General features: G+C 62.5%; 32 protein-coding genes. 14 read left to right on the forward strand and 18 right to left on the reverse strand.

Features of this window, described 5'->3' with window-relative positions; all coding sequences use genetic code 11:
• Both ACJ0G7_RS00515 and ACJ0G7_RS00520 read left to right on the forward strand, forming a co-directional pair.
• A complete protein-coding gene (locus ACJ0G7_RS00515; protein WP_043690721.1) occupies positions 1-756 on the forward strand; it encodes an ABC transporter ATP-binding protein in 756 nt (251 codons plus the stop codon).
• Positions 756-1,862: an aromatic ring-hydroxylating oxygenase subunit alpha gene (locus ACJ0G7_RS00520; protein ID WP_407394717.1), complete on the forward strand. Its 1,107-nt coding sequence runs from the start codon at positions 756-758 to the stop codon at positions 1,860-1,862. Before ACJ0G7_RS00515 ends, ACJ0G7_RS00520 begins: the two co-directional genes overlap by 1 nt.
• On the opposite strand, the gene ACJ0G7_RS00525 is transcribed toward ACJ0G7_RS00520, so the two are convergent.
• The 6 genes from ACJ0G7_RS00525 to ACJ0G7_RS00550 all read right to left on the reverse strand — a co-directional run bounded on the left by ACJ0G7_RS00525 (position 1,807) and on the right by ACJ0G7_RS00550 (position 5,865).
• Positions 1,807-2,646, reverse strand: a complete 840-nt coding sequence (locus ACJ0G7_RS00525) for a sugar phosphate isomerase/epimerase family protein (RefSeq protein ID WP_407394719.1) — start codon at positions 2,644-2,646, stop codon at positions 1,807-1,809. The two genes, ACJ0G7_RS00520 and ACJ0G7_RS00525, sit on opposite strands and share 56 nt — an antisense overlap.
• 4 nt (positions 2,647-2,650) lie before the next feature.
• Positions 2,651-2,818, reverse strand: coding sequence for a hypothetical protein (locus ACJ0G7_RS00530; RefSeq protein WP_173402106.1), 168 nt, complete (start codon positions 2,816-2,818; stop codon positions 2,651-2,653).
• 48 nt (positions 2,819-2,866) lie between these two features.
• Positions 2,867-3,022 (reverse strand): hypothetical protein, encoded by a 156-nt coding sequence (locus tag ACJ0G7_RS00535; RefSeq protein ID WP_156957056.1) that lies wholly within the window; start codon positions 3,020-3,022, stop codon positions 2,867-2,869.
• Between the two features lie 3 nt (positions 3,023-3,025).
• The gene (locus tag ACJ0G7_RS00540; RefSeq protein WP_407394721.1) at positions 3,026-3,790 is read right to left on the reverse strand and encodes a J domain-containing protein; all 765 of its coding nucleotides are present in this window, start codon (positions 3,788-3,790) and stop codon (positions 3,026-3,028) included.
• Between the two features lie 27 nt (positions 3,791-3,817).
• On the reverse strand, positions 3,818-4,483 hold the full coding sequence (locus ACJ0G7_RS00545) for an SDR family oxidoreductase (protein WP_407394722.1): 666 nt from the start codon (positions 4,481-4,483) through the stop codon (positions 3,818-3,820).
• Positions 4,484-4,698: 215 nt separating this feature from the next.
• Positions 4,699-5,865, reverse strand: coding sequence for a glycosyltransferase (locus ACJ0G7_RS00550; RefSeq protein ID WP_407394846.1), 1,167 nt, complete (start codon positions 5,863-5,865; stop codon positions 4,699-4,701).
• Between the two features lie 120 nt (positions 5,866-5,985).
• Between ACJ0G7_RS00550 and ACJ0G7_RS00555 the strand changes: the two genes are divergently transcribed.
• Together ACJ0G7_RS00555 and ACJ0G7_RS00560 are read left to right on the forward strand one after the other, a co-directional pair.
• Positions 5,986-6,279 carry a hypothetical protein gene (locus ACJ0G7_RS00555; RefSeq protein WP_043696381.1) on the forward strand — a complete coding sequence of 98 codons (294 nt, stop codon included), beginning with the start codon at positions 5,986-5,988 and terminating at the stop codon, positions 6,277-6,279.
• A complete protein-coding gene (locus tag ACJ0G7_RS00560; protein WP_407394724.1) occupies positions 6,276-7,748 on the forward strand; it encodes a glycosyl hydrolase family 57 in 1,473 nt (490 codons plus the stop codon). The genes ACJ0G7_RS00555 and ACJ0G7_RS00560 overlap by 4 nt, the downstream gene beginning before the upstream one ends.
• A 1-nt stretch (position 7,749) precedes the next feature.
• Here the strand turns inward: ACJ0G7_RS00560 and ACJ0G7_RS00565 are convergent, their stop codons facing one another.
• The 3 genes from ACJ0G7_RS00565 to ACJ0G7_RS00575 form a co-directional block, all read right to left on the reverse strand.
• Positions 7,750-8,154: a DUF559 domain-containing protein gene (locus ACJ0G7_RS00565; RefSeq protein ID WP_162176148.1), complete on the reverse strand. Its 405-nt coding sequence runs from the start codon at positions 8,152-8,154 to the stop codon at positions 7,750-7,752.
• Between the two features lie 285 nt (positions 8,155-8,439).
• Positions 8,440-8,682: a hypothetical protein gene (locus ACJ0G7_RS00570; protein ID WP_407394726.1), complete on the reverse strand. Its 243-nt coding sequence runs from the start codon at positions 8,680-8,682 to the stop codon at positions 8,440-8,442.
• Between the two features lie 159 nt (positions 8,683-8,841).
• Entirely contained in the window at positions 8,842-9,009 is a 168-nt protein-coding gene (locus tag ACJ0G7_RS00575) for a hypothetical protein (RefSeq protein ID WP_186485772.1), read from the reverse strand.
• A 54-nt stretch (positions 9,010-9,063) separates the two neighbouring features.
• On the opposite strand from ACJ0G7_RS00575, the gene ACJ0G7_RS00580 reads away from it, so the two are divergent.
• Positions 9,064-9,465: a DUF1499 domain-containing protein gene (locus ACJ0G7_RS00580; protein WP_407394728.1), complete on the forward strand. Its 402-nt coding sequence runs from the start codon at positions 9,064-9,066 to the stop codon at positions 9,463-9,465.
• 14 nt (positions 9,466-9,479) lie between these two features.
• Here ACJ0G7_RS00580 and ACJ0G7_RS00585 read toward each other — a convergent pair whose 3' ends face one another.
• Positions 9,480-9,611, reverse strand: a complete 132-nt coding sequence (locus ACJ0G7_RS00585; RefSeq protein WP_255475597.1) for a hypothetical protein — start codon at positions 9,609-9,611, stop codon at positions 9,480-9,482.
• Positions 9,612-9,731: 120 nt separating this feature from the next.
• Between ACJ0G7_RS00585 and ACJ0G7_RS00590 the strand changes: the two genes are divergently transcribed.
• Positions 9,732-11,135, forward strand: a complete 1,404-nt coding sequence (locus ACJ0G7_RS00590; RefSeq protein ID WP_407394729.1) for a DUF2130 domain-containing protein — start codon at positions 9,732-9,734, stop codon at positions 11,133-11,135.
• Here ACJ0G7_RS00590 and ACJ0G7_RS00595 read toward each other — a convergent pair whose 3' ends face one another.
• Positions 11,136-11,480, reverse strand: coding sequence for a hypothetical protein (locus ACJ0G7_RS00595; protein ID WP_043690697.1), 345 nt, complete (start codon positions 11,478-11,480; stop codon positions 11,136-11,138).
• Between the two features lie 107 nt (positions 11,481-11,587).
• Here ACJ0G7_RS00595 and ACJ0G7_RS00600 point away from each other — a divergent pair, with 107 nt between their 5' ends.
• Positions 11,588-12,055 carry a hypothetical protein gene (locus ACJ0G7_RS00600; RefSeq protein WP_043690694.1) on the forward strand — a complete coding sequence of 156 codons (468 nt, stop codon included), beginning with the start codon at positions 11,588-11,590 and terminating at the stop codon, positions 12,053-12,055.
• A gap of 322 nt (positions 12,056-12,377) precedes the next feature.
• On the opposite strand, the gene ACJ0G7_RS00605 is transcribed toward ACJ0G7_RS00600, so the two are convergent.
• A complete protein-coding gene (locus tag ACJ0G7_RS00605; protein WP_255475596.1) occupies positions 12,378-12,500 on the reverse strand; it encodes a hypothetical protein in 123 nt (40 codons plus the stop codon).
• 73 nt (positions 12,501-12,573) lie between these two features.
• The gene (locus tag ACJ0G7_RS00610; RefSeq protein ID WP_407394732.1) at positions 12,574-12,771 is read right to left on the reverse strand and encodes a hypothetical protein; all 198 of its coding nucleotides are present in this window, start codon (positions 12,769-12,771) and stop codon (positions 12,574-12,576) included.
• Positions 12,772-12,872: 101 nt separating this feature from the next.
• On the opposite strand from ACJ0G7_RS00610, the gene rpsU reads away from it, so the two are divergent.
• The gene (gene rpsU / locus ACJ0G7_RS00615; protein WP_009790002.1) at positions 12,873-13,049 is read left to right on the forward strand and encodes a 30S ribosomal protein S21; all 177 of its coding nucleotides are present in this window, start codon (positions 12,873-12,875) and stop codon (positions 13,047-13,049) included.
• 40 nt (positions 13,050-13,089) lie between these two features.
• Here the strand turns inward: rpsU and ACJ0G7_RS00620 are convergent, their stop codons facing one another.
• Entirely contained in the window at positions 13,090-13,365 is a 276-nt protein-coding gene (locus ACJ0G7_RS00620) for a DUF3303 domain-containing protein (RefSeq protein WP_043690687.1), read from the reverse strand.
• A gap of 96 nt (positions 13,366-13,461) precedes the next feature.
• Between ACJ0G7_RS00620 and ACJ0G7_RS00625 the strand changes: the two genes are divergently transcribed.
• Entirely contained in the window at positions 13,462-13,704 is a 243-nt protein-coding gene (locus ACJ0G7_RS00625; protein WP_407394734.1) for a hypothetical protein, read from the forward strand.
• A gap of 3 nt (positions 13,705-13,707) precedes the next feature.
• Here the strand turns inward: ACJ0G7_RS00625 and ACJ0G7_RS00630 are convergent, their stop codons facing one another.
• Positions 13,708-14,025 carry a hypothetical protein gene (locus ACJ0G7_RS00630; RefSeq protein WP_407394736.1) on the reverse strand — a complete coding sequence of 106 codons (318 nt, stop codon included), beginning with the start codon at positions 14,023-14,025 and terminating at the stop codon, positions 13,708-13,710.
• A 94-nt stretch (positions 14,026-14,119) separates the two neighbouring features.
• Here ACJ0G7_RS00630 and ACJ0G7_RS00635 point away from each other — a divergent pair, with 94 nt between their 5' ends.
• From ACJ0G7_RS00635 to ACJ0G7_RS00645, 3 genes are read left to right on the forward strand one after another with little or no spacing between them, the layout of a single operon-like run.
• On the forward strand, positions 14,120-14,359 hold the full coding sequence (locus ACJ0G7_RS00635) for a hypothetical protein (protein ID WP_043690681.1): 240 nt from the start codon (positions 14,120-14,122) through the stop codon (positions 14,357-14,359).
• 4 nt (positions 14,360-14,363) lie between these two features.
• Positions 14,364-15,047, forward strand: a complete 684-nt coding sequence (locus ACJ0G7_RS00640) for a hypothetical protein (protein WP_052378114.1) — start codon at positions 14,364-14,366, stop codon at positions 15,045-15,047.
• A gap of 7 nt (positions 15,048-15,054) precedes the next feature.
• Complete coding sequence (locus ACJ0G7_RS00645; protein WP_043690678.1) at positions 15,055-16,344, forward strand: cytochrome P450; 1,290 nt, start codon at positions 15,055-15,057, stop codon at positions 16,342-16,344.
• Positions 16,345-16,367: 23 nt separating this feature from the next.
• Here ACJ0G7_RS00645 and ACJ0G7_RS00650 read toward each other — a convergent pair whose 3' ends face one another.
• Positions 16,368-16,526, reverse strand: coding sequence for a hypothetical protein (locus ACJ0G7_RS00650; RefSeq protein ID WP_173402105.1), 159 nt, complete (start codon positions 16,524-16,526; stop codon positions 16,368-16,370).
• Positions 16,526-16,681, reverse strand: a complete 156-nt coding sequence (locus tag ACJ0G7_RS00655) for a hypothetical protein (protein ID WP_173402104.1) — start codon at positions 16,679-16,681, stop codon at positions 16,526-16,528. The genes ACJ0G7_RS00650 and ACJ0G7_RS00655 overlap by 1 nt, the downstream gene beginning before the upstream one ends.
• 75 nt (positions 16,682-16,756) lie before the next feature.
• Between ACJ0G7_RS00655 and ACJ0G7_RS00660 the strand changes: the two genes are divergently transcribed.
• Together ACJ0G7_RS00660 and ACJ0G7_RS00665 are read left to right on the forward strand one after the other, a co-directional pair.
• On the forward strand, positions 16,757-16,993 hold the full coding sequence (locus ACJ0G7_RS00660) for a hypothetical protein (RefSeq protein ID WP_043696366.1): 237 nt from the start codon (positions 16,757-16,759) through the stop codon (positions 16,991-16,993).
• A gap of 5 nt (positions 16,994-16,998) precedes the next feature.
• On the forward strand, positions 16,999-17,175 hold the full coding sequence (locus ACJ0G7_RS00665) for a hypothetical protein (protein WP_173402103.1): 177 nt from the start codon (positions 16,999-17,001) through the stop codon (positions 17,173-17,175).
• 166 nt (positions 17,176-17,341) lie between these two features.
• Here the strand turns inward: ACJ0G7_RS00665 and ACJ0G7_RS00670 are convergent, their stop codons facing one another.
• Positions 17,342-17,545, reverse strand: a complete 204-nt coding sequence (locus ACJ0G7_RS00670) for a chlorophyll a/b-binding protein (protein ID WP_407394739.1) — start codon at positions 17,543-17,545, stop codon at positions 17,342-17,344.
• Positions 17,546-17,574: the final 29 nt, after the last annotated feature.

Genomic DNA, 17,574 nt, shown 5'->3' on the forward strand with positions numbered 1-17,574 from the left:
ATGGAACTGCTGGTCAAGAACCTCTCCAAACAGTTCGGCGACAAAACAGTCCTCGAGGACATCAACTTCTCGATGCAATCCGGTGAGTTCGTCACCTTCGTCGGCAGTTCCGGCTGCGGCAAAAGCACCTTGCTGCGGCTGATCGCCGGCCTTGATCACCCCAGCAGCGGCTCGATTCACGTGGATGGATCCACCGTTCAAGGGCCCGGCCCCGACCGGGGCATGGTGTTTCAGAAATACAGCCTCTACCCCTGGCTGAATGCCGCCGACAACGTCTCCTTCGGCATGCGGCTGCAAGGCATGACATCGAACGACGTACGCGATCGCACCGCCTATTTCCTTGAGGTGGTGGGTCTGCAGGATGCCGCCACCAAACTGCCGCGGGAACTCTCCGGTGGCATGCAGCAACGGGTGGCCATCGCCCGCGCCCTGGCCACCAATCCCAGCGTGCTGCTGCTCGATGAACCCTTCGGGGCTCTGGATCTGCAAATCCGCGAAACGATGCAGGACTTCCTGCTCAATCTCTGGCAACGCACCGGACTGACCGTGCTGCTGATCACCCACGACGTGGAGGAAGCTCTGGTGCTGGCCCAGCGCGTGCACGTGCTGGCACCGAACCCCGGCCGGATCATCCGCTCGCTCGACGTGATCCTGGATAAAAGCGATCTGGATCAGCTGCGCCTCAGCAGTGATTTCCTGCAGCTGCGCCGCAGCCTGGCCACAAGCCTGCGTCAGCTGGAGCCAACCATCGGGTGATGGCGTCCCCGCAGCGGTTTCTGCCGGCCCAGGCCTACACCGATCCGCAGGTGCATCACTGGGACTGCAGCGGTTACGCCCAGCGCTACTGGCATCCACTGACCGCTGGATCGGCCCTGCCGGCCGGCCACAGCCTGGCGCTCACCCTGCTGAATCAGCCGCTTCTGCTCACCCGAGCCGATGACGGAACCCCCCGCGCCTTTCACAACCGCTGCCCCCACCGCGGCGTGGCCCTCCAGCACGAACGCGACGGAGCAACCGCCTGCCGTCGCCTGATCTGCCCGTACCACGGCTGGACCTACTCCCTGCAGGGGGAGCTGCTGGCCGCTGCCCGCGAACAGGGCTTCGATCCCCCCTTCCAACGCCAGGACTGGCCGCTCCCATCCCTGCCCTGCCGAGAGGATGGACCCTTGATCTGGGTCGCACTCACCCCGGCGGTGACGCCCCTGGAGCAGCAGCTCGACCTGGTGCATCAACGGGTGGCTGACCTCTGGAGACAGCCCCTCCATCAGGTGCGGATCCTGCAACGCACCCTGCGCTGCAACTGGAAGATCGCCCACGACAACACCCTCGACGACTACCACGTCGCCGTGGCCCATCCGACGACGCTGCATCGCGAACAGGGGCCGGTGCGCGATTACGTCCACCACACCACGGCCCTGGTGAACCTGCTGGTGACGCCCCACGCCGATGGCGGTTGCTTTCACACCTTCGGCCTGCCCCCGTGGCTGCACCTGATCACCTGGCCGGACGGCCGGCTGGCGCTGCTGGAGTTTCTTCCCCTCAGCCTCGACAGCTGCTGCATGCAGTTGCGGCTGTTCGCTCCAGGGGCAGACAGCGACGGACCTGGACTGCCAGCGGATGCGGCCAACACCGTCTGGTTGAAGGAGCTACTGGCGTTCCTCGACGAGGACCAGGCCCTGGTGGAATCCGCCCAGCGGGGCTACCGCAGTGGACTCGTGCCCGGTCCGGTGCATGCCCTCGAACAGCGGATCCTGCATTGGCAGGAGGTCTACCGCCGGGACCTGCCGGATGAGCTGACCCAATCCCTCAGCTGCTGGGCGTATGGAGGGCGGAGCGAAGCCAACCCGCCATCGCCGAATTGATCGCCGCGATATCAGCCACCGGTTCTGCGCTGAAGGGCTGCAAGGGCATGTAGCCGTCCGGTCCGAACTCGGGGGTGATCGTGACTGGTTGAGCCGATGTGCCGACGGCATCCACGAACAGCTGCCAGCAACGACGATGGGCCTCCAGCGCATCGGCCCACTCCGGCGCGAAGGGATGGCTCACCGAAGGCCCTTGGGCATGGCCGATCCGGGCATGGATGTGATCGACCCGTTCAGCCATCACCTGGATCGGAATCAGATCGGGCGTCATCAATCGTTCGGCAACGCAACACCAATGGCTCAGGTCTGCCGTGAGCCGCAACCGCGGATGACGCTCGAGCCAGACCGGCATCTGCCAGGGGTTGAACAGACTGCGGCTGCGATGGGTCTCCACCATCACCGGACAGGGCTCAGCCTCGGTGAGATCAAGAACTGCTTCCAGGAACCGATGCTGCTCGGGCTCAGGCCAACTGTCGCTGCCCGTGATCAGATTGATCTTGAGTGGGTCCATCCTCCTGGCACGATCCAAGGCCCGCACAAGCTGATCAAGGTGCTGCTGGGGGCCATCCGCGAGATCGGGTGTGTACCCGCCACCGGTGGTGATTTCCAGGATCAGCGGGTTCCCACGGGCGATGAACAGCTGCCGCACCTCATCAGGCGGCAGTGGTTCCATGCAGGCATGGTCGATGTTGCATTCCAGGCCGTCGAATCCCTGGCTCGCGGCACGATCCAAGGCGGCTTCCAGAGAATCATCCCAGCCCCAGAGTGATTGGAACAGTTGCACCGATTCAGTGGTCGTCGGTAAACAGCTGGGGTTGGATGCCGAGGTAGACAGCTTCTCGGAACAGCACCAGCTTGGCTTTGGCATCTCCGCGTTTCTGTGCCTCGCCGTAGCGCAGCTGCAGCGATGAGATCAGTGTCCTGCGCCTGGCATCAGGTCGGTCTGCAGGGGTCAAAAACGGATCAGGATCTCTGGCAATTATGAATCCACCTGAGCTGGGGCCTCAAGGATCAGGCTGCTTCTGCTTCGAGCGCTCAAACCAAACCGCAACCGCAAAAGAGATACCGACGGCGATGCCGGCCCCGATGAACACAAATCCGAATTCGATCGGCATCTCGAACCATCCGTTGCCCTGATCATCCTTCACCTGCCCGATCAAGGCTCAGGCCATCAACCGCTGATAGGCCTCGTTCACACGTCGGAACGCCTCCGCAGATCCCCCCATGTCGGGATGATGCCGTTTCACCAGGCGACGATGGGCCTGCTTGATGGCTTCGGCAGAGGCCCCCGCCTCCAGGCCGAGCACCGCCAGGGCAGCGGCCCTGCTCCCCCACGGTTCATCGGGCGTGCGCTGATCCGTCGTGCGCTGATCCGTCTTGCGCTGATCCGTGCGCGTCCGGCGCCCACGACGGCGGGCCTCGCTCTGCTGCAGTTGCTGCTGCAGATCCAGCACCACCCGCTTCGGATCCTCATCCAGCCACTCACTGGCCCGCACGCCGTACAGAGCAAAGGCCGCCAGAACAGCCGTCGACTTCTTGGTCGCCTTCCCGCCGACCGCCGACAGCAGATCCGTGCCCAGACCGCTCACCAACCGGTCGAGCCGTTGCTGCAGCGTCAGATGCCCAGGGAAACCGAGGCGGTTGAGGCGCACGATCAACGCCTCGAGCGCAGCTTGACGCAGGCCGCTCCAACCCGGTTGACCGGCCAGAGCCTCACCCCACTGCAACACCTGCTCACGACTGATCCGCGCGGGATCAGCGACCGGCGGTTGGTGTTGGGGCCGACGCAGCAGGTCCAGCTCACGGGTGAGCCGCATCACCTCGCGCCGCAGCGCATCGTTCTCCGCCAGCAACGCCTCCACGTTGCTGGTGACCCGCTCCTGACGTGGCCGTGACGCGCGCGACCAGTCGCGTGGATCAAAGCCCACGGCAGGTTCCGCTCATCACGGGATCAATCACCACGGCAGCCGTTGGCCGTTGGCATGCCAGAAGCTGCCGCTGGTCTCCATGGTCAGCGCATCAATCCGTGCCAGCAATCCCGCCACAGACTCCTCCGGGCTGATGCCGCTGGGATGGAACTGAATCATCCGCGTGCGCACCAGCCCGGGATGCAGGATCGCCACGGCAATGCCGCGCGGCTCCAGATCGATCGCCAGCGATTTGCCCGCGATGTTGAGTGCCACCTTCGACATCCGATATCCATAGGACCCTCCGGAGCTGTTGTCGTCGATCGAGCCCATGCGGCTGGTCATCAGCGCCAGCCTGGAGCCGCGGGGCATCTGCGGCACAAGCTCCCGTGCCAGCAGCAGCGGCGCCAGGGCATTCACCTCGAACTGGCGGCGGATGCCCTCCGCATCGAGATCAGCCAGTCCCATCGACTGGAGGATCCCGGCATTGAGGATCACTCCATCCAGCGGCTGCGCATCGAGGCGCTGCACCAGATCAGCGATCGCCGGCTCGCTGCTCAGTTCAATGCCGTCTTCGATGCGCACCGTCAGATCCCGCAGCTCGGGGGAGCTCTGGCGGCAGACGGCAATCACCTGGTCGCCGCGGGCCTGCAGCTGGCGGCAGTACTCGAGCCCGATGCCGCGGTTCGCACCGGTCACCAGATAAGTCGCCATCCGTACGCATCCCTCAGTCCGATTCCGTCCTACCGCCAAGCAGCCCCCCAGCGACGCCGTCAGCGAATCGGCACAGCAATGAGTAGCGATACCTACACCCTCTCCCGGCTTTGAGCGGAATGATGAACGCACCCCGGTGAGGGGTATGCGTCGACTATCGGGAGGGCCTGGGAACCCTCCCTTTTTCATGGCTTTTCGCGGGAGCGCGTGGCTGTTCAGGCCAGCTGACGCCCCTTCCAGGTCCAGCCGCGTCCGGTGAGCGTCCGCCATACCGACACCGGACCGATGGCACCCACCAGCAGCCCTCCTGCCCCCATCAGCCACCAGTGGGTGAGCGGCACAGCGAAACGGTGGCGGTTCCACAGACGCAGAACCAGCTGCTGAACGATGGCCAGCAGAGCCAGCGCCAGCAGAGCAGACCAGAGCCCTGCCTGCTCAGGCAGCACCAACCGCAGCACCACGGCAGCCGGTGCCAGCAGCCAGGGGGTGCTGAACATCAGCACCACAACCGCCGCCGCACCGAGAGCCCGGAGTGGATCACGGTCGAGACCGAGAAACCAGTTCTTGGTCCAGCCCTCCCAGAGCGAGGCAAGGTCGGCATACATGCGCAGGTCCACGGCATCGACACCGAGCAGATACCGCAACCGGTAGCCCTCCGCTTTGATCCGTCGCGCCAGGGCCAGGTCCTCCACCACCTCGGCGGCCAGGGCGCGGTGTCCGCCGATCGCGTCATAGCTGCAGCGCCGGAACAACATGAACGGCCCCGCCGCGAAGGCGACCGACGACGCCGGATCATTGGCGGCAACGATCGGAAAGCCGAGACCCAGCAGGCTGGCCATGATCGGCTGCACCATCCACTCCGCGAGGCAGCCGCAGACCAGCCTCGGCGCCAGGCTGAACAGATCCGCCTCCTCATCGATCGCCTGGGCGAGGGCCCGTCTCAGGGCATCCGGCTTCAGGCGCACATCGGCATCGATGAACAGCACCCAGCTGCTGCTCACCTGCTCCATGGCCCGGGTGCAGGCCCAGTTCTTGCCCACCCAGCGCTCCCCGTCCGGTCGCGGTCCGGCCTGCACCAGATGAACCTCGGCTGCGCTCGCGCCCTGCTCGTCGGCGGTGCGCAGCGCCAGCTCCGTTGTGGCATCGCTGGAATCGTCGTCCACCACCAGCACCTCCCAGCTGCTGCAGGGACTCTCACTGCTCAGCACAGCCGCCAGGCAGGCGCCGATGTTGGCGGCTTCGTTGTAGGCCGGAATCACCACACTCAGGGAGGTGGATGGCAGCGCGGCGTCTGGCGGCGTCTGCAGCTTGGGCGCCACAGCGAACACCTGCTGCAGCCCCAGCTGCAGGATCAGCAGGCCGATGCACGCCGCGGCGGCCATCAGAAGCAGAAGCACACCACAGATCAGAACAGGGTCCAGGGGGGGTGCACGACAGCAGCCTCCAGACAACCACGCAGAACCAGACGATCCGACAGAGTGCAGGAACCGATGCGAGCACCGATGAACCAGGCCAGCCGCGAACAGGTTCTCGCCGCATCAGCCGGATGGGTGGCAGTGCTGCTGAATGTGGTGCCGGGCCTTGGAGCCGGCTATCTGTATCAGCGCCGCTGGCGCGAGTACTGGATCACCTCGCTGGCAGCCACCGCCTGGTTTGTGGCCGGTGCCCTGCTGGGTCGCGGTGCCGATGCCGATGCGGAGGCGATCAACCAGCTCGTCGGCCTGCTCGGCCTGCTGGTGCTGGCCGGGATCACGGCGGCGGAAGCCGGTCTTGCCGTGAAGCGGGTGCGCTCATGACGGCCCTGCCTCCCATCGCCGGTCGTGAGGATGAACTGCAGACCCTGATGCGGCAGGACGCCCCGATCTGGCGAGCCCACAGCAACCTGGCGCTCGATCGGATCCGATCCGGCTTCGCCTGTGCGCTGCACATGCATCAGCCCACCATTCCAGCCGGCGGCAACGGAGCGCTGATCTCCCACCTTCAGTACATGTTCGAGCACCAGGGGGAGGGGGATAACCACAACGCCGAGCCCTTCGCCCAGTGCTACAGACGGCTCGCCGATCTGATTCCTCAGCTGATCAGCGACGGCTGCGACCCGCGGATCATGCTCGATTACTCCGGAAATCTGCTCTGGGGAGTGGAGCAGATGGGCCGGACCGACATCACAGCCTCCCTACGCCACCTGGCCTGCGATCCGGTGATGCAGCGCCATGTGGAGTGGCTCGGCACGTTCTGGAGCCATGCCGTCGCGCCCTCCACGCCGATCCCTGATCTGAAGCTGCAGATCAGCGCCTGGCAGCATCAGTTCGCGGCTCTGTTCGGCACCGAGGCGCTGCAACGGGTGAGGGGCTTCTCGCCACCGGAGATGCATCTGCCCAATCACCCGGACACCCTCTACGAATTCATCAGCGCCCTGAAGGACTGCGGTTACCGCTGGCTGCTGGTGCAGGAACACAGCGTGGAGACCCTCAGCGGCGAACCTCTCAGCCAAAGCCAGAAGTACCTGCCGAATCAGCTGACCGCCCGCAACAGCAGCGGCGACACCGTGAGCATCACGGCCCTGATCAAAACCCAGGGCTCCGACACCAAGCTGGTCGGCCAGATGCAGCCCTGCTACGAGGCACTGGGACTGCAACGCCAACAGCTGGGAGACATCTCCATCCCTTCGCTGGTGAGCCAGATCGCTGACGGCGAGAACGGCGGCGTGATGATGAATGAGTTCCCCTCCGCCTTCCAGCAGGCCAATCAACGGATCCGGGACGACGGCAACGACTGCGTGGCCATCAACGGCAGCGAATACCTGGAACTGCTCGATGCCGCCGGTGTCGGCAGCGACCGGTTTCCGGTGATCCAGGCGGTGCAGCAGCAACGTGTCTGGGCAGCGGTCGGTGAGACCGCCACACCGGAAGCCGTCCAGACCGCCATCGCCTCGCTCCAGGCCGCCGGCGATGGTTTTTCGATGGAAGGTGCGTCCTGGACCAACAACCTCAGCTGGGTGCAGGGCTACGACAATGTTCTGGAGCCGATGAACCAGCTGAGCGCGCGGTTCCACCAGACATTCGACCAACAGGTGTCCGCAGACCCGGCCGTCACCGGCACGCCGGCCTACCAGGAGGCCTTGCTGCACCTTCTGCTGCTCGAGACCAGCTGCTTCCGTTACTGGGGCCAGGGCACCTGGACCGACTACGCCCGGACCATTCATCAACGCGGTGAAGCGCTGTTGACCGGTTCCACGCACCAGGCAACGCGTTCGATGGATCGGTGAGTCAGCCGCCTTGTGTGTCCTTGAGTCTGCTGAGCTGCAGAGTCAGCGATCGGGCATCCTGCTCCAGTTCCCGCTGGATGCAGTCCACCACTTGCTCCGGAGACGCAAGAACCGCTTCATGGGTGAACCGGAGCGTGCGCATGTGCCGACTGAGCAGACGATCACGCTCGTAATCGCACTCCCGTTTCTTGGTGCGGTTGTGACGGGCTCCATCCACCTCCACATTCAGCAGCGAATGCGGGCCGATCACCAGCAGATCCAGCCGACGACAGATGGTGGGATCGCCACCGGGAATGCAGGTTCGTACCTCGAAGCAGAACAGAACGTCAGCAGCGGCGAGTGCCTCGCAGAGACGGACGTGTCCCTCGGAATTCAGATCAACACCCCGGAACCGATGCTCTGGCATCGATGAAAGCTCCCACCGTTCCATTCAGGCACATCACCCCTTGATGTCAGAGGCTGGGATCCGTGCCGACAGGGGGTGTCAGCGGTTTCGCCTCAACAAGCCCGGAGCCATTGCAGTGGTGGCAATGACGGAACTCATTCCGCCCGGTTCGGAGATAACCATGACCGGAGCAAGCCTGACACTCGCGGCGCCCACATGATGACTGTGATCGTTGAAATGTGATGAGCATTGACATGCTCCAAGGTCAACAATTTCATTGTGTGGAGCTGTCAACCATGGCGGCCATCAGTTGCCCGATGCAAACGCGGAGCACTGCTCCATCGCCGCTGCAGCGGGAAGTCCGGCTTCATAGGCCTGCACGGCGCAGCCACACAATCGGTGAGCGAACTCCTCCGGCCGTTGCGTGTTCACCGATCGGCACTGGCGATACATGGCGACCTGCTGCGGAGAGAGAGGAGCAGAGCGGGCAGGCGCCCCCATCAGAACAAACGGGGCGTGAAATGCAGCGACAACGATGAGGGGTTTCATCGGAATCGTCGAAGAAACGTCGGGACTCCTACACGATGCACACGAGGGGAATGGAGCCCGCTGATTCTCTGTCGAACGCAAGAATTGAAATTTCAGCAGATCATCTTAGAAGCGCACATTCCAAGCTCGTTTCGAACTCACAGAATGTTCCGATCGGGGTCAGGGCTCGCTCCTGCGCCAGCTGCGCTCCAACCGTTCCCGGTCGGAAACCGATGGCGGAGCCGCCGCACCCAGCTTGCGGCGGTAAGCACCTGTGATGCGCCAGAACTTCCAGAACGAGGCTGTCGCCACAACAGTCCAGGCCACCAGGATCCAGGCAGGGCTCAAGATCAACCACCTCATTCAGCCCCATGATGGACGCCCTGACAGCGGAATGAGTCCATGCAGCTGATCGCAGGCCTGTTTCTGCCGCTCCTGATGCTGTTCCATCTCGTGGGTCCGGTGCCCGGAGATCTGGGTGTCCACAACGGCCAGCTCAGCCCATGCCCCAGTCCCGCCCACTGCGCCAGCCGTTCATGGAACCCAGCGGACCCCCAGGCCGGTTTCGAGACACTGGCGGAGGCTGCCGCAGACCTGCCCCGCAGCGTCGTGGTGGAGAGGGATGACGGCTATCTGCATACTCAGGTGAGCAGCGCTCTGTTCGGTTTCGTCGACGATCTGGAACTCCTGCGCCTCAAGGAGGGGCAGGAAGTGCAGGCCCGTTCGATCTCACGACTCGGGGATTCCGACCTGGGCGTCAACGCCCGCCGGCTGATGGAGCTGGACGCTGCGCTCGAGGGTTGATCACCCCTGCGGACTCAGACCTTGGCCCGCCGGAAACGACGCAGATCGCTGGCCATCTCCCGGAGGCCGGCCAGAAAGCCCACCGTCGCGAAAGCCACGAAGCCAACGATGATCAGCGTTTCCATCAGCGCTCTGGGATCGGCCATCAGTGCGGACCAGGAGGAGGTGAGCACACACATGGCAGGAAAGGGCGATTGATGAACAGCTAGCAAAGCCTCGATAAAATGCCTTCACAGACAGAAACCTGATTACAGGAAAATACACAAATGCATGAAATCATCTGCCCCCATTGCCGAACGGCATTCAAGATCGACGAGGCAGGGTATGCCGACATCCTCAAACAGGTTAGAGATCGGGATTTCGAACAACAGCTGCAGGAACGACTCACGCTGGCGGAGAGGGAGAAACAGGCTGCTGTGGAAATCACAGCCCAGAAAGTAACCACGGAGATGCAGAAGATCGCTGCATCAAAGGATGCAGAAATCCAGAATCTGAAAGCGTCCCTGGATGCCAGAGATCTCGCTCAACAACTGGCGATCACAGAAGCCGTCACCACATCGGAGAGGCAGCGCGACATGATTGCAGGGGAACTGCAGCAACTCAAGGACAGTCATGCCACCGCAGCACGACTGGCGGAGACGAAGTTTGCCAAGGACCTTCAGGCGATCACACTCCAGAAAGAGAGTGAGCTGCGAGACCTCAGAGCACAGCTTGATTCCAGTGGGGTCGCGCGGAAGCTGGCGATCAACGAAGCGGTGAGCGGCGTTGAGAAGGAGCGCGATGCCCTGCGGAACGTTCTCGACCAGACCCAGCTGAAACATCAGCTGGAAGAACAATCTCTCAAGGACAGTTACGAACGGCAGATCAAGGATCGCGATCAGGCGATTGAACGCCTGCGGGATATGAAAGCGCGGCTGTCCACCAAGATGGTCGGCGAAACCCTCGAGCAGCATTGCGAAACGGAATTCAATCGCATCCGCGCTGCCGCCTTCCCCAGGGCGTATTTCGAGAAAGACAACGACGCCCGCAGCGGCAGCAAGGGGGATTACATCTTCCGCGATCAGGATGAGGCCAACAATGAGATCATCTCGATCATGTTCGAGATGAAGAACGAAGCCGATACAACAGCCACCAAGAAGAAGAATGAAGACTTCCTCAAGGAACTCGACAAGGACCGCACCGAGAAGAACTGCGAGTACGCCGTGCTGGTCTCACTGCTGGAGCCGGAGAGTGAGTTGTACAACTCCGGCATCGTCGATGTCTCACACCGGTACGGCAAGACCTATGTGATCCGACCCCAGTTCTTCATCCCGTTCATCACCCTGCTGCGCAATGCCGCCATGAAGTCTCTGGAGGTGAAGGCCGAGCTGGCACTGGTGAAAGCTCAGAACATCGACATCACCAACTTCGAAAATGAACTGGACTCGTTCCGGAACAACTTCTCCCGCAACACGGATCTGGCACGCCGACGGTTCCAGACCGCAATCGACGAGATCGACAAATCAATTCTCCACCTGCAGAAAACCAAGGACGCGCTGATCGGTGCCGACAACAATCTGCGCCTTGCCAATGACAAAGCGCAGGATGTATCGATCAAGAAGCTGACCCGGCGCAACCCGACCATGGCAGCCAAATTCGCCGAGCTCCGCGGATCAACGGAAGACGGTTGATCAGGCGAACTTACGCGGGTAGGGCGTGTCGCCGGCGAGCTCGAGATTGATTTCACGGCAGATGTTCATCATCGCACCGAGGCCGAAATCTGGACCGTTGGGGCCATCGATGAACGCCTGGAACTGTTCTGGGGTGATCCCCTCGCGAACTTCCCAGATGCAGAAACAGGGACCCTCCGGAGCGATCGGATTGAAGCTGTGGTTGTAGAAGCCGGCCTCAAGGTTGGTCGTCACAGCCTCATCCCAGCCACCACCGGGAGCCTGGGCTTTCTGGGCGGTGTCCCACCACTGCTGAGCTTTACCGGCACGAAATTCGTGCTGCACATGAAAGAAGGTCGAGGCCATCGGGGATCGGCGATTCACGGTGAGTCAAACGCATGGTTCCTGTAAGCGAGACGACAGGGATTCGGCATGATCTGGGTGGTTCCTTGAATCCATCGGGTTCATGCCATATGCCATCGCGCCCACGCAATCGCATCGGTGAGGTCTACGGACAGCTCACGGTCGTCCGGCCATCCGAACGCCGTTCCCGCGGGGGAAACGCCTACTGGTGGTGTCGCTGCAGCTGCGGCTGTGAACGGGAGGTACCGAGCGACAAGTTGTCCCACAACACAACTCGCCGCAAAGCCACCGTCACAGCCTGCGAGAACTGTTCCCGCGAGAGGCAGGTGGAAGGAGTCTGCGCCAAGAATGATCGAGAAGAACTGGAACGACGCCGTGCAGCACAGCAGAACCGTCTGGATCTGAAGGGAAGCATTCCAGACGCCTGGCTCAAACTGCCGCTGACAGATGCTCACGCCCGTGAACTGGGAGCGGTGAAATTCTTCCGCGGAACCCGTTGTCTCCGAGGACATCTTGCTCCCTACAGAATCAACGGCGGATGCATGGCATGCGCAGGTCAGATTCCGTCAGCGGAATGAAACAGGCGCTTGTGATGAAAGCCTGTGATCAACGCTCGGATCGACCGACATTCGCCGTCATCCAGGCCCAGAGGGTCATCACGGAAGCACCGAACGTGAGCAGAGCGAGAAGTTTGGTTTCCATCACAGAAAGTCGTAATCGTCTTCGGAATCACCGGCAAATGCATTCATTACCAATGCTGAGAAAGGAATGAACACAGCGGCTGCAATCAGCAGTTCCATCTCGTCGGCATTGAATGCCCTGACAGTAATTAATATTAGTTCACATTCCGTGGCCGTCGTGACCGTTTCGGCGGCATGAGTGCAAATACCCAACCCAGCTTCAGTCGAGCGCGGGGCTGGATCGCAGGCTGCTGAACTGAAAAGCCATCAGGCCGTGAGCCGTGAACCGGACGGCACAGAGCAGCGCCAGACCGATGCAGAGGGGGCAGTGAGTCAATCCCATCGCTGCAGCATCTTCGTCTGCGCTGAGGGATGGGAACCGAACGACGGAATTCTTGATGATCGGAGGCCTGGCCTCAACCCAGAAGACGCTGAACGGCGAGGGTCACCGCCACCCCCTTCGCGAAGGAGATCCATAACAGTGGATATGTGCCCAGCTGAAACCGGCGCATCAGGGCGTTGAGTGCGGTCTTGTGCCAACGGATCAGTGCGGGATCACCCTCGGTACTGAACTGATGAATCCGTTTCAGGGACACCTGACCGAGTTTGGCCATGACCATCGAAGAAGCGTTGCCCGGATGCTCGGTCAGCCTCAGAGACATGGCAATGGTGCTGCTGGTAAAGTGGTTTTTTGCTCCTCTTCCTCGGAGAACGGATGAGTCAGGTCACTGTCGGCGAGAACGAAGGCATCGAATCCGCATTGCGCCGCTTCAAGCGGTCGGTCGCTAAGGCTGGAATCTTCTCCGATCTGCGCCGCATCCGGCACCACGAGACTCCGGTTGAGAAGTACAAGCGCAAGCTGAAGCAGCGCTCCCGCAACCGCCGGCGCTGAGCCCTGCAGGAGAGCTCAGCGTCAACGCTGAATCAGCCGTTCAGCTGTAGACCTTCGAGATCAGTGCTCCGGCCTGCTCATCAGGGAAAACCGGAGTGACCGTCCAGTTCAGGAATTCAGCCCACTCGGCGGCGTGCTCGTAACAGACGCCGGCATCATCCGTTTCAACGATGATCCAGCCCTCGACGGATCCGGGGGCGTGGTAGCGCGTCCAGGAGCTGCACCCTTCCGGCATCGGAGCGCCGGTGCTCATGAAACGACGGGCTGCCTGTTCGTGGTAGCCGGTCTTGAATTGCCAATGCATCAAGAAGGTCATCGGTTCTTGGAAAAGGACACCCGCTCCTACCACCGCCATCCCGCCTCGCGGAGATGCGCAGAACACTGGTAGGTTCTGCGCACACGACTGGGACCCATGATTCGCAGCCTGCTCTCGATCGTCGCCGTCGCCCTCCTCTGGGTTCAGGTGCCTCAGTGGCAGGACGACTGGTCCCAGTGCGCCGTTGACGTACCGGACGTCGATTGCCACTGGTATGTGACAGCTCCGGACAGCACCTTCGGGGAGGGATTCGACTGGGCCACGGCACCCTGGTTCGATGTCAACGGTCTGCTGGACATCGCTGACCTGAAGAACACCGTGGCGGGTCTGCAGAGCTGAGACTCAGCCCATGCTGATCACGACAGGACCTGAGACCGGGTCTGTCACCCCCAGCTCCGGGGAAATCTCCTCGAGGAAATCCCGGACGCTGTTCAGATGTTCAATCATGTTGGAACGACCGGCCATCAGAGCGTCCTCGCTGTCCCAGAGGCCGACGAAGCAATACCGCCGTTCACCGATCCGTGCCATGTGGTTTGAGGTCATCCCCTCAGGACGCACCCACGCACGCACCTTGTCGAGGTACTGCTCTTCGCAGCCCTGCTTCACGATCACACGAACACTGTTCAGGTAGCTGGTCACGGCTTTGTTACTGGTGATCACTCTCACTGTTCCAGATCAGGACGCAGCTGACCGTCTTCAACGTCACAGCTGATGGTCCCCCTTCGCCAGACTCACGGCGCTCCGGGATCCATCGATGCTGCTTCCCAATCCCTTCTGCCCGATCAGCGCCGCCAAGATCGCCGGTCTCAAGGCCACGGTGGTGCTGTTGCTCGTGCTTCTGATGAAGTCGAAACTGCTTCGCCTCAAGATGTCGCTGCTGGGAAGCGTGCTCGGATTCGCCATGCTCGTGGGATTCCTGCTGACCAGCGGGTTGCTCACGGTGATCGCCGGAGGCGCCGTGGCCTACGCCGCTACCCGATCCAACAGCAACTGAACCCGTGAAGACCCGTCTCGGCCTGCTTGCGGGCATCGCTCTTTCCGCCGCCGGAGTGCTTGGCATCGCCGGATCCGGCATCGTCTGGAACTTTCTGGGCCGTTTCTACGGACTGGGCGGCACCGTCGCCTCCCTGGTGCTCGTCGCCATCAGTCTTGTGCTGCTGCGCCCCCTGCCCCCGGAGCCGGTGCTGGTGATCGAACCGCAGACCCAGCCAACCCTGTCTGAACCGATCCGCCTGAAGCGCCCTGAAGCATCCCTGATCGGATCCCTGCTGGCGACGTTCGGCACGCTGGGTCTCGCAGCATCAGGCCTGCTCTGGAACTTTCAGGGTCTGGCGCTTGGACTGACCGGCACCATCACGTCTCTGGCGGCGCTCGCCTTCAGTGTGCTGTTCCTCTGGCCGTCAGCAGGGCGAACAGCGGCACGTCCGATGGCTCCCAGCCCGATCCGCGACCCCGAACCCGCTGCGGTGGCGATGGTCGAGGAGCGTGATGTCACGCCGACCACCGCCGAGGAGATCGCCCGGTCACTGGCTGAGGAACAGGAGAGTGCCTCACCACCCGATCTGGTCACCTTCGCTCCGGATCATCTGCTCCCCGGTCAGACGCTGGTGAGACGGAAACGCCGCCCGGGTGCCTCCCTCAAAGGCTACCGAGGCATGGTGGAAGAGCTGTTCCGAACCTGATGGCTCTGTGACCGGAACCCTTCGTCCGCTCCCGACAACCGGCGCCGTCACCGGCATCCTTGAAGCGCTTGGCTTCTTCCGGGATCCGGACTTCGCATCGCGACGATTCCATGAATACGGCGATGTCTTTGAGACGACACTGATCGGTCAGCGACTGGTGTTCATCCGGGGAGAGCAGGCGATCCGCGATCTGTTCGATCAATCCGACGCCGTGCAGGGCTGGTGGCCGAAGAGCGTCCAGACGCTGCTTGGGAGCCGTTCCCTGGCCAACCGCAACGGTGCCGCCCACAAAGCGCGCCGTCGCGTGGTGGGTCAGCTGTTCGCCTCCGCCGCCCTGCGGCGCTACAGCCCATCGATCGTGGCGATGGTCGACGGGCTGGCCGACGAACTGCTGCAGTCGGAAACGGCCGTTCCTCTGGCCGAACGCATGCGCCGCTTCGCCTTTGCGGTGATCGCCACCACGGTGCTCGGTCTCGACGAAGACGACCGCGATGCTCTGTTCACGGACTTCGAGATCTGGACGAAAGCGCTGTTCTCCGTTCCACTGGCTGCTCCCGGCAGTCCTTTCGCCAGGGCTCTGGCGGCACGCAGCAGGTTGCTGAAACGCCTGCAGACGGTGCTTCAGGAAGCGGATGGCGGGAGGGGAGGCCTGGATCTGCTGAGCGGAGGCCTGGATGAAGCCGGTCTGCCACTCACGGATGAGGACCTCGTTGAACAGCTGCTGCTGCTGCTGTTTGCCGGATATGAAACCACCGCCTCATCGCTGAGCTGCCTGATGCGGGCCCTGCTGCTGGATCAGGAGCTGATGCCCTGGCTGGATGAGGAACTCGATCAACTCACCTGGCCACCGCAGGGCGATCCCACCTCAGCCTTCGATCCCAGCCGGGCGCCACGGCTGCAGGCCCTCAGCAGTGAAGTGATGCGGATGACCCCTCCGGTGGGTGGTTTCTTCCGGCAGACCATCGAACCGATCGGCCTGGCGGATGTGGAGATTCCTGCTGGACGGGTGATTCAGGTCGCCCTGGCCGCCTCCAACCGTCAGGGTGCCGGAGACCTGGAGACGTTCCGGCCGCAGCGCCACCTGGATGGGTCCTCCCAGCAGATGCTGCTTCCCTTCGGTGGTGGTGAACGGGTGTGCCTGGGCAAGGCCCTGGCGGAGCTGGAGCTCCGTCTGATGACGGTGGGTCTGCTCAAGCGGGTCCGCTTCAGCCTTGTTCCCGGACAGGATCTCGATCTTCAGCTGATCCCCAGCCCTTCGCCGAAGGACGGACTTCTGGTGAGTTCAGCGCCGCGCTGAGAACTTCCGGACCATCGCAGCGTTCAGGCGCTCTCGTGGAAGATCCGCTCCAACTCCCGGCGGAAGGCCTGACTGCTCAGTGGTTCTCCACCGCGCCGGCGCCTGTTGCGTTGCAGAAGCGACCCGATCCACCACAGCTGAAGCGCGGCGAACAGCCCCCCTGTGAGCAGCAACGCCAGCATCAGTAGCTGGACTCCGGCAGGGTGAACCCTGACTGCATGTGCCCGACGTCGAGCATCACGTAGGTCAGCCACAGCAGCAGCGCTGCCACACCCGCCCCAGCCGCCACCTTGGCCAGCGAGCGGCCGATCATCTCCAGAAGGCTGACCTCTTTCATCGGAACATCGTGGTGATGCACCGATTCTGGCTGCGGCAGGGCCCCTATGATCTCGGCGCTCTGCTGGGCACACCGATGAAGTGGGAATACACCCAGTTGAGGTTCGTGCCGCGCGGCAAGAGCTGGACCGGGGAAATCGAGGAGCTGTGGCTTGATGAGCAGCAACTCATCTCCCGAAGCCATCCCCAGAGGGAGATCACACTGGTGGGGCTGATGAATGAACTGGGGGAGCAAGGCTGGGAGCTGGTGTCCTATGCCCAGCCCTTCACCGGCTACCACGGTGGTTGCTACACCTTCAAGCGTCCACGCTGAATCCCATGCCGCTCCTGCCTCGCTGGCGCTACATGACCCCGGAGGCGAAAGCTCTCACCCGCAAGGTCGGCATATCCGCCGCGGTGGTGCTCTTCGGACTGGTGCTGCTGCGCACTCTGCTTCCCTGGATGATCCTGGCGCTGATCATCTGGTGGGTGCTCAGCGCGATGAACCGGCAGTGATCCCAAAAAAAAAGACCCCGCCGAAGGCAGGGTCTTTCCCGATCAGGCGTGTGACCTTGTTTCCACCCTGATCAAGTCCTCACAGTCACAAGGTGGCTCACAGGGAGTCCGACCGGAAGAACGCAGGTGAAAGAGGGCCGACTGTCACAGTGACAGTTCGGTGGATTCAGCCCTGGCCGAACAAGCCGAACGTGATCTGGCTGGCAATGCCATGGCCGGTGAGGAATTCCGTGATCAGACCGATCAGGAAACCCAGCATCGCGACACGGCCGTTGAGCAACTCGGCTCGTCCCATGCGCTCCGACTGGATCTGTGCCTTGGCAGCGTCCTGATACCAGGCATCGCTGGACTGGGTGACTGAGTTGGACATGGCAGGTCCTTTGCGTGAAGCAATGTTAC

The organism is Parasynechococcus sp., assembly GCF_045559935.1.
In the GTDB taxonomy this organism is placed as follows: domain Bacteria; phylum Cyanobacteriota; class Cyanobacteriia; order PCC-6307; family Cyanobiaceae; genus Parasynechococcus.

Excerpts from the sequence above, each read along its gene's own strand:
- ACJ0G7_RS00515 (WP_043690721.1), top strand. The coding sequence starts at position 1 with ATGGAACTGCTGGTCAAGAACCTCTCCAAACAGTTCGGCGACAAAACA.
- ACJ0G7_RS00520 (WP_407394717.1), top strand. The coding sequence starts at position 756 with ATGGCGTCCCCGCAGCGGTTTCTGCCGGCCCAGGCCTACACCGATCCG.
- ACJ0G7_RS00545 (WP_407394722.1), bottom strand. The coding sequence starts at position 4,483 with ATGGCGACTTATCTGGTGACCGGTGCGAACCGCGGCATCGGGCTCGAG.
- ACJ0G7_RS00550 (WP_407394846.1), bottom strand. The coding sequence starts at position 5,865 with ATGGCCGCCGCGGCGTGCATCGGCCTGCTGATCCTGCAGCTGGGGCTG.
- ACJ0G7_RS00555 (WP_043696381.1), top strand. The coding sequence starts at position 5,986 with ATGAACCAGGCCAGCCGCGAACAGGTTCTCGCCGCATCAGCCGGATGG.
- ACJ0G7_RS00560 (WP_407394724.1), top strand. The coding sequence starts at position 6,276 with ATGACGGCCCTGCCTCCCATCGCCGGTCGTGAGGATGAACTGCAGACC.
- ACJ0G7_RS00565 (WP_162176148.1), bottom strand. The coding sequence starts at position 8,154 with ATGCCAGAGCATCGGTTCCGGGGTGTTGATCTGAATTCCGAGGGACAC.
- ACJ0G7_RS00570 (WP_407394726.1), bottom strand. The coding sequence starts at position 8,682 with ATGAAACCCCTCATCGTTGTCGCTGCATTTCACGCCCCGTTTGTTCTG.
- ACJ0G7_RS00580 (WP_407394728.1), top strand. The coding sequence starts at position 9,064 with ATGCAGCTGATCGCAGGCCTGTTTCTGCCGCTCCTGATGCTGTTCCAT.
- ACJ0G7_RS00585 (WP_255475597.1), bottom strand. The coding sequence starts at position 9,611 with ATGGCCGATCCCAGAGCGCTGATGGAAACGCTGATCATCGTTGGCTTC.
- ACJ0G7_RS00590 (WP_407394729.1), top strand. The coding sequence starts at position 9,732 with ATGCATGAAATCATCTGCCCCCATTGCCGAACGGCATTCAAGATCGAC.
- ACJ0G7_RS00595 (WP_043690697.1), bottom strand. The coding sequence starts at position 11,480 with ATGGCCTCGACCTTCTTTCATGTGCAGCACGAATTTCGTGCCGGTAAA.
- ACJ0G7_RS00600 (WP_043690694.1), top strand. The coding sequence starts at position 11,588 with ATGCCATCGCGCCCACGCAATCGCATCGGTGAGGTCTACGGACAGCTC.
- ACJ0G7_RS00605 (WP_255475596.1), bottom strand. The coding sequence starts at position 12,500 with ATGGGATTGACTCACTGCCCCCTCTGCATCGGTCTGGCGCTGCTCTGT.
- ACJ0G7_RS00610 (WP_407394732.1), bottom strand. The coding sequence starts at position 12,771 with ATGGCCAAACTCGGTCAGGTGTCCCTGAAACGGATTCATCAGTTCAGT.
- rpsU (WP_009790002.1), top strand. The coding sequence starts at position 12,873 with ATGAGTCAGGTCACTGTCGGCGAGAACGAAGGCATCGAATCCGCATTG.
- ACJ0G7_RS00620 (WP_043690687.1), bottom strand. The coding sequence starts at position 13,365 with ATGACCTTCTTGATGCATTGGCAATTCAAGACCGGCTACCACGAACAG.
- ACJ0G7_RS00625 (WP_407394734.1), top strand. The coding sequence starts at position 13,462 with ATGATTCGCAGCCTGCTCTCGATCGTCGCCGTCGCCCTCCTCTGGGTT.
- ACJ0G7_RS00635 (WP_043690681.1), top strand. The coding sequence starts at position 14,120 with ATGCTGCTTCCCAATCCCTTCTGCCCGATCAGCGCCGCCAAGATCGCC.
- ACJ0G7_RS00650 (WP_173402105.1), bottom strand. The coding sequence starts at position 16,526 with ATGCTGGCGTTGCTGCTCACAGGGGGGCTGTTCGCCGCGCTTCAGCTG.
- ACJ0G7_RS00655 (WP_173402104.1), bottom strand. The coding sequence starts at position 16,681 with ATGAAAGAGGTCAGCCTTCTGGAGATGATCGGCCGCTCGCTGGCCAAG.
- ACJ0G7_RS00660 (WP_043696366.1), top strand. The coding sequence starts at position 16,757 with ATGAAGTGGGAATACACCCAGTTGAGGTTCGTGCCGCGCGGCAAGAGC.
- ACJ0G7_RS00665 (WP_173402103.1), top strand. The coding sequence starts at position 16,999 with ATGCCGCTCCTGCCTCGCTGGCGCTACATGACCCCGGAGGCGAAAGCT.
- ACJ0G7_RS00670 (WP_407394739.1), bottom strand. The coding sequence starts at position 17,545 with ATGTCCAACTCAGTCACCCAGTCCAGCGATGCCTGGTATCAGGACGCT.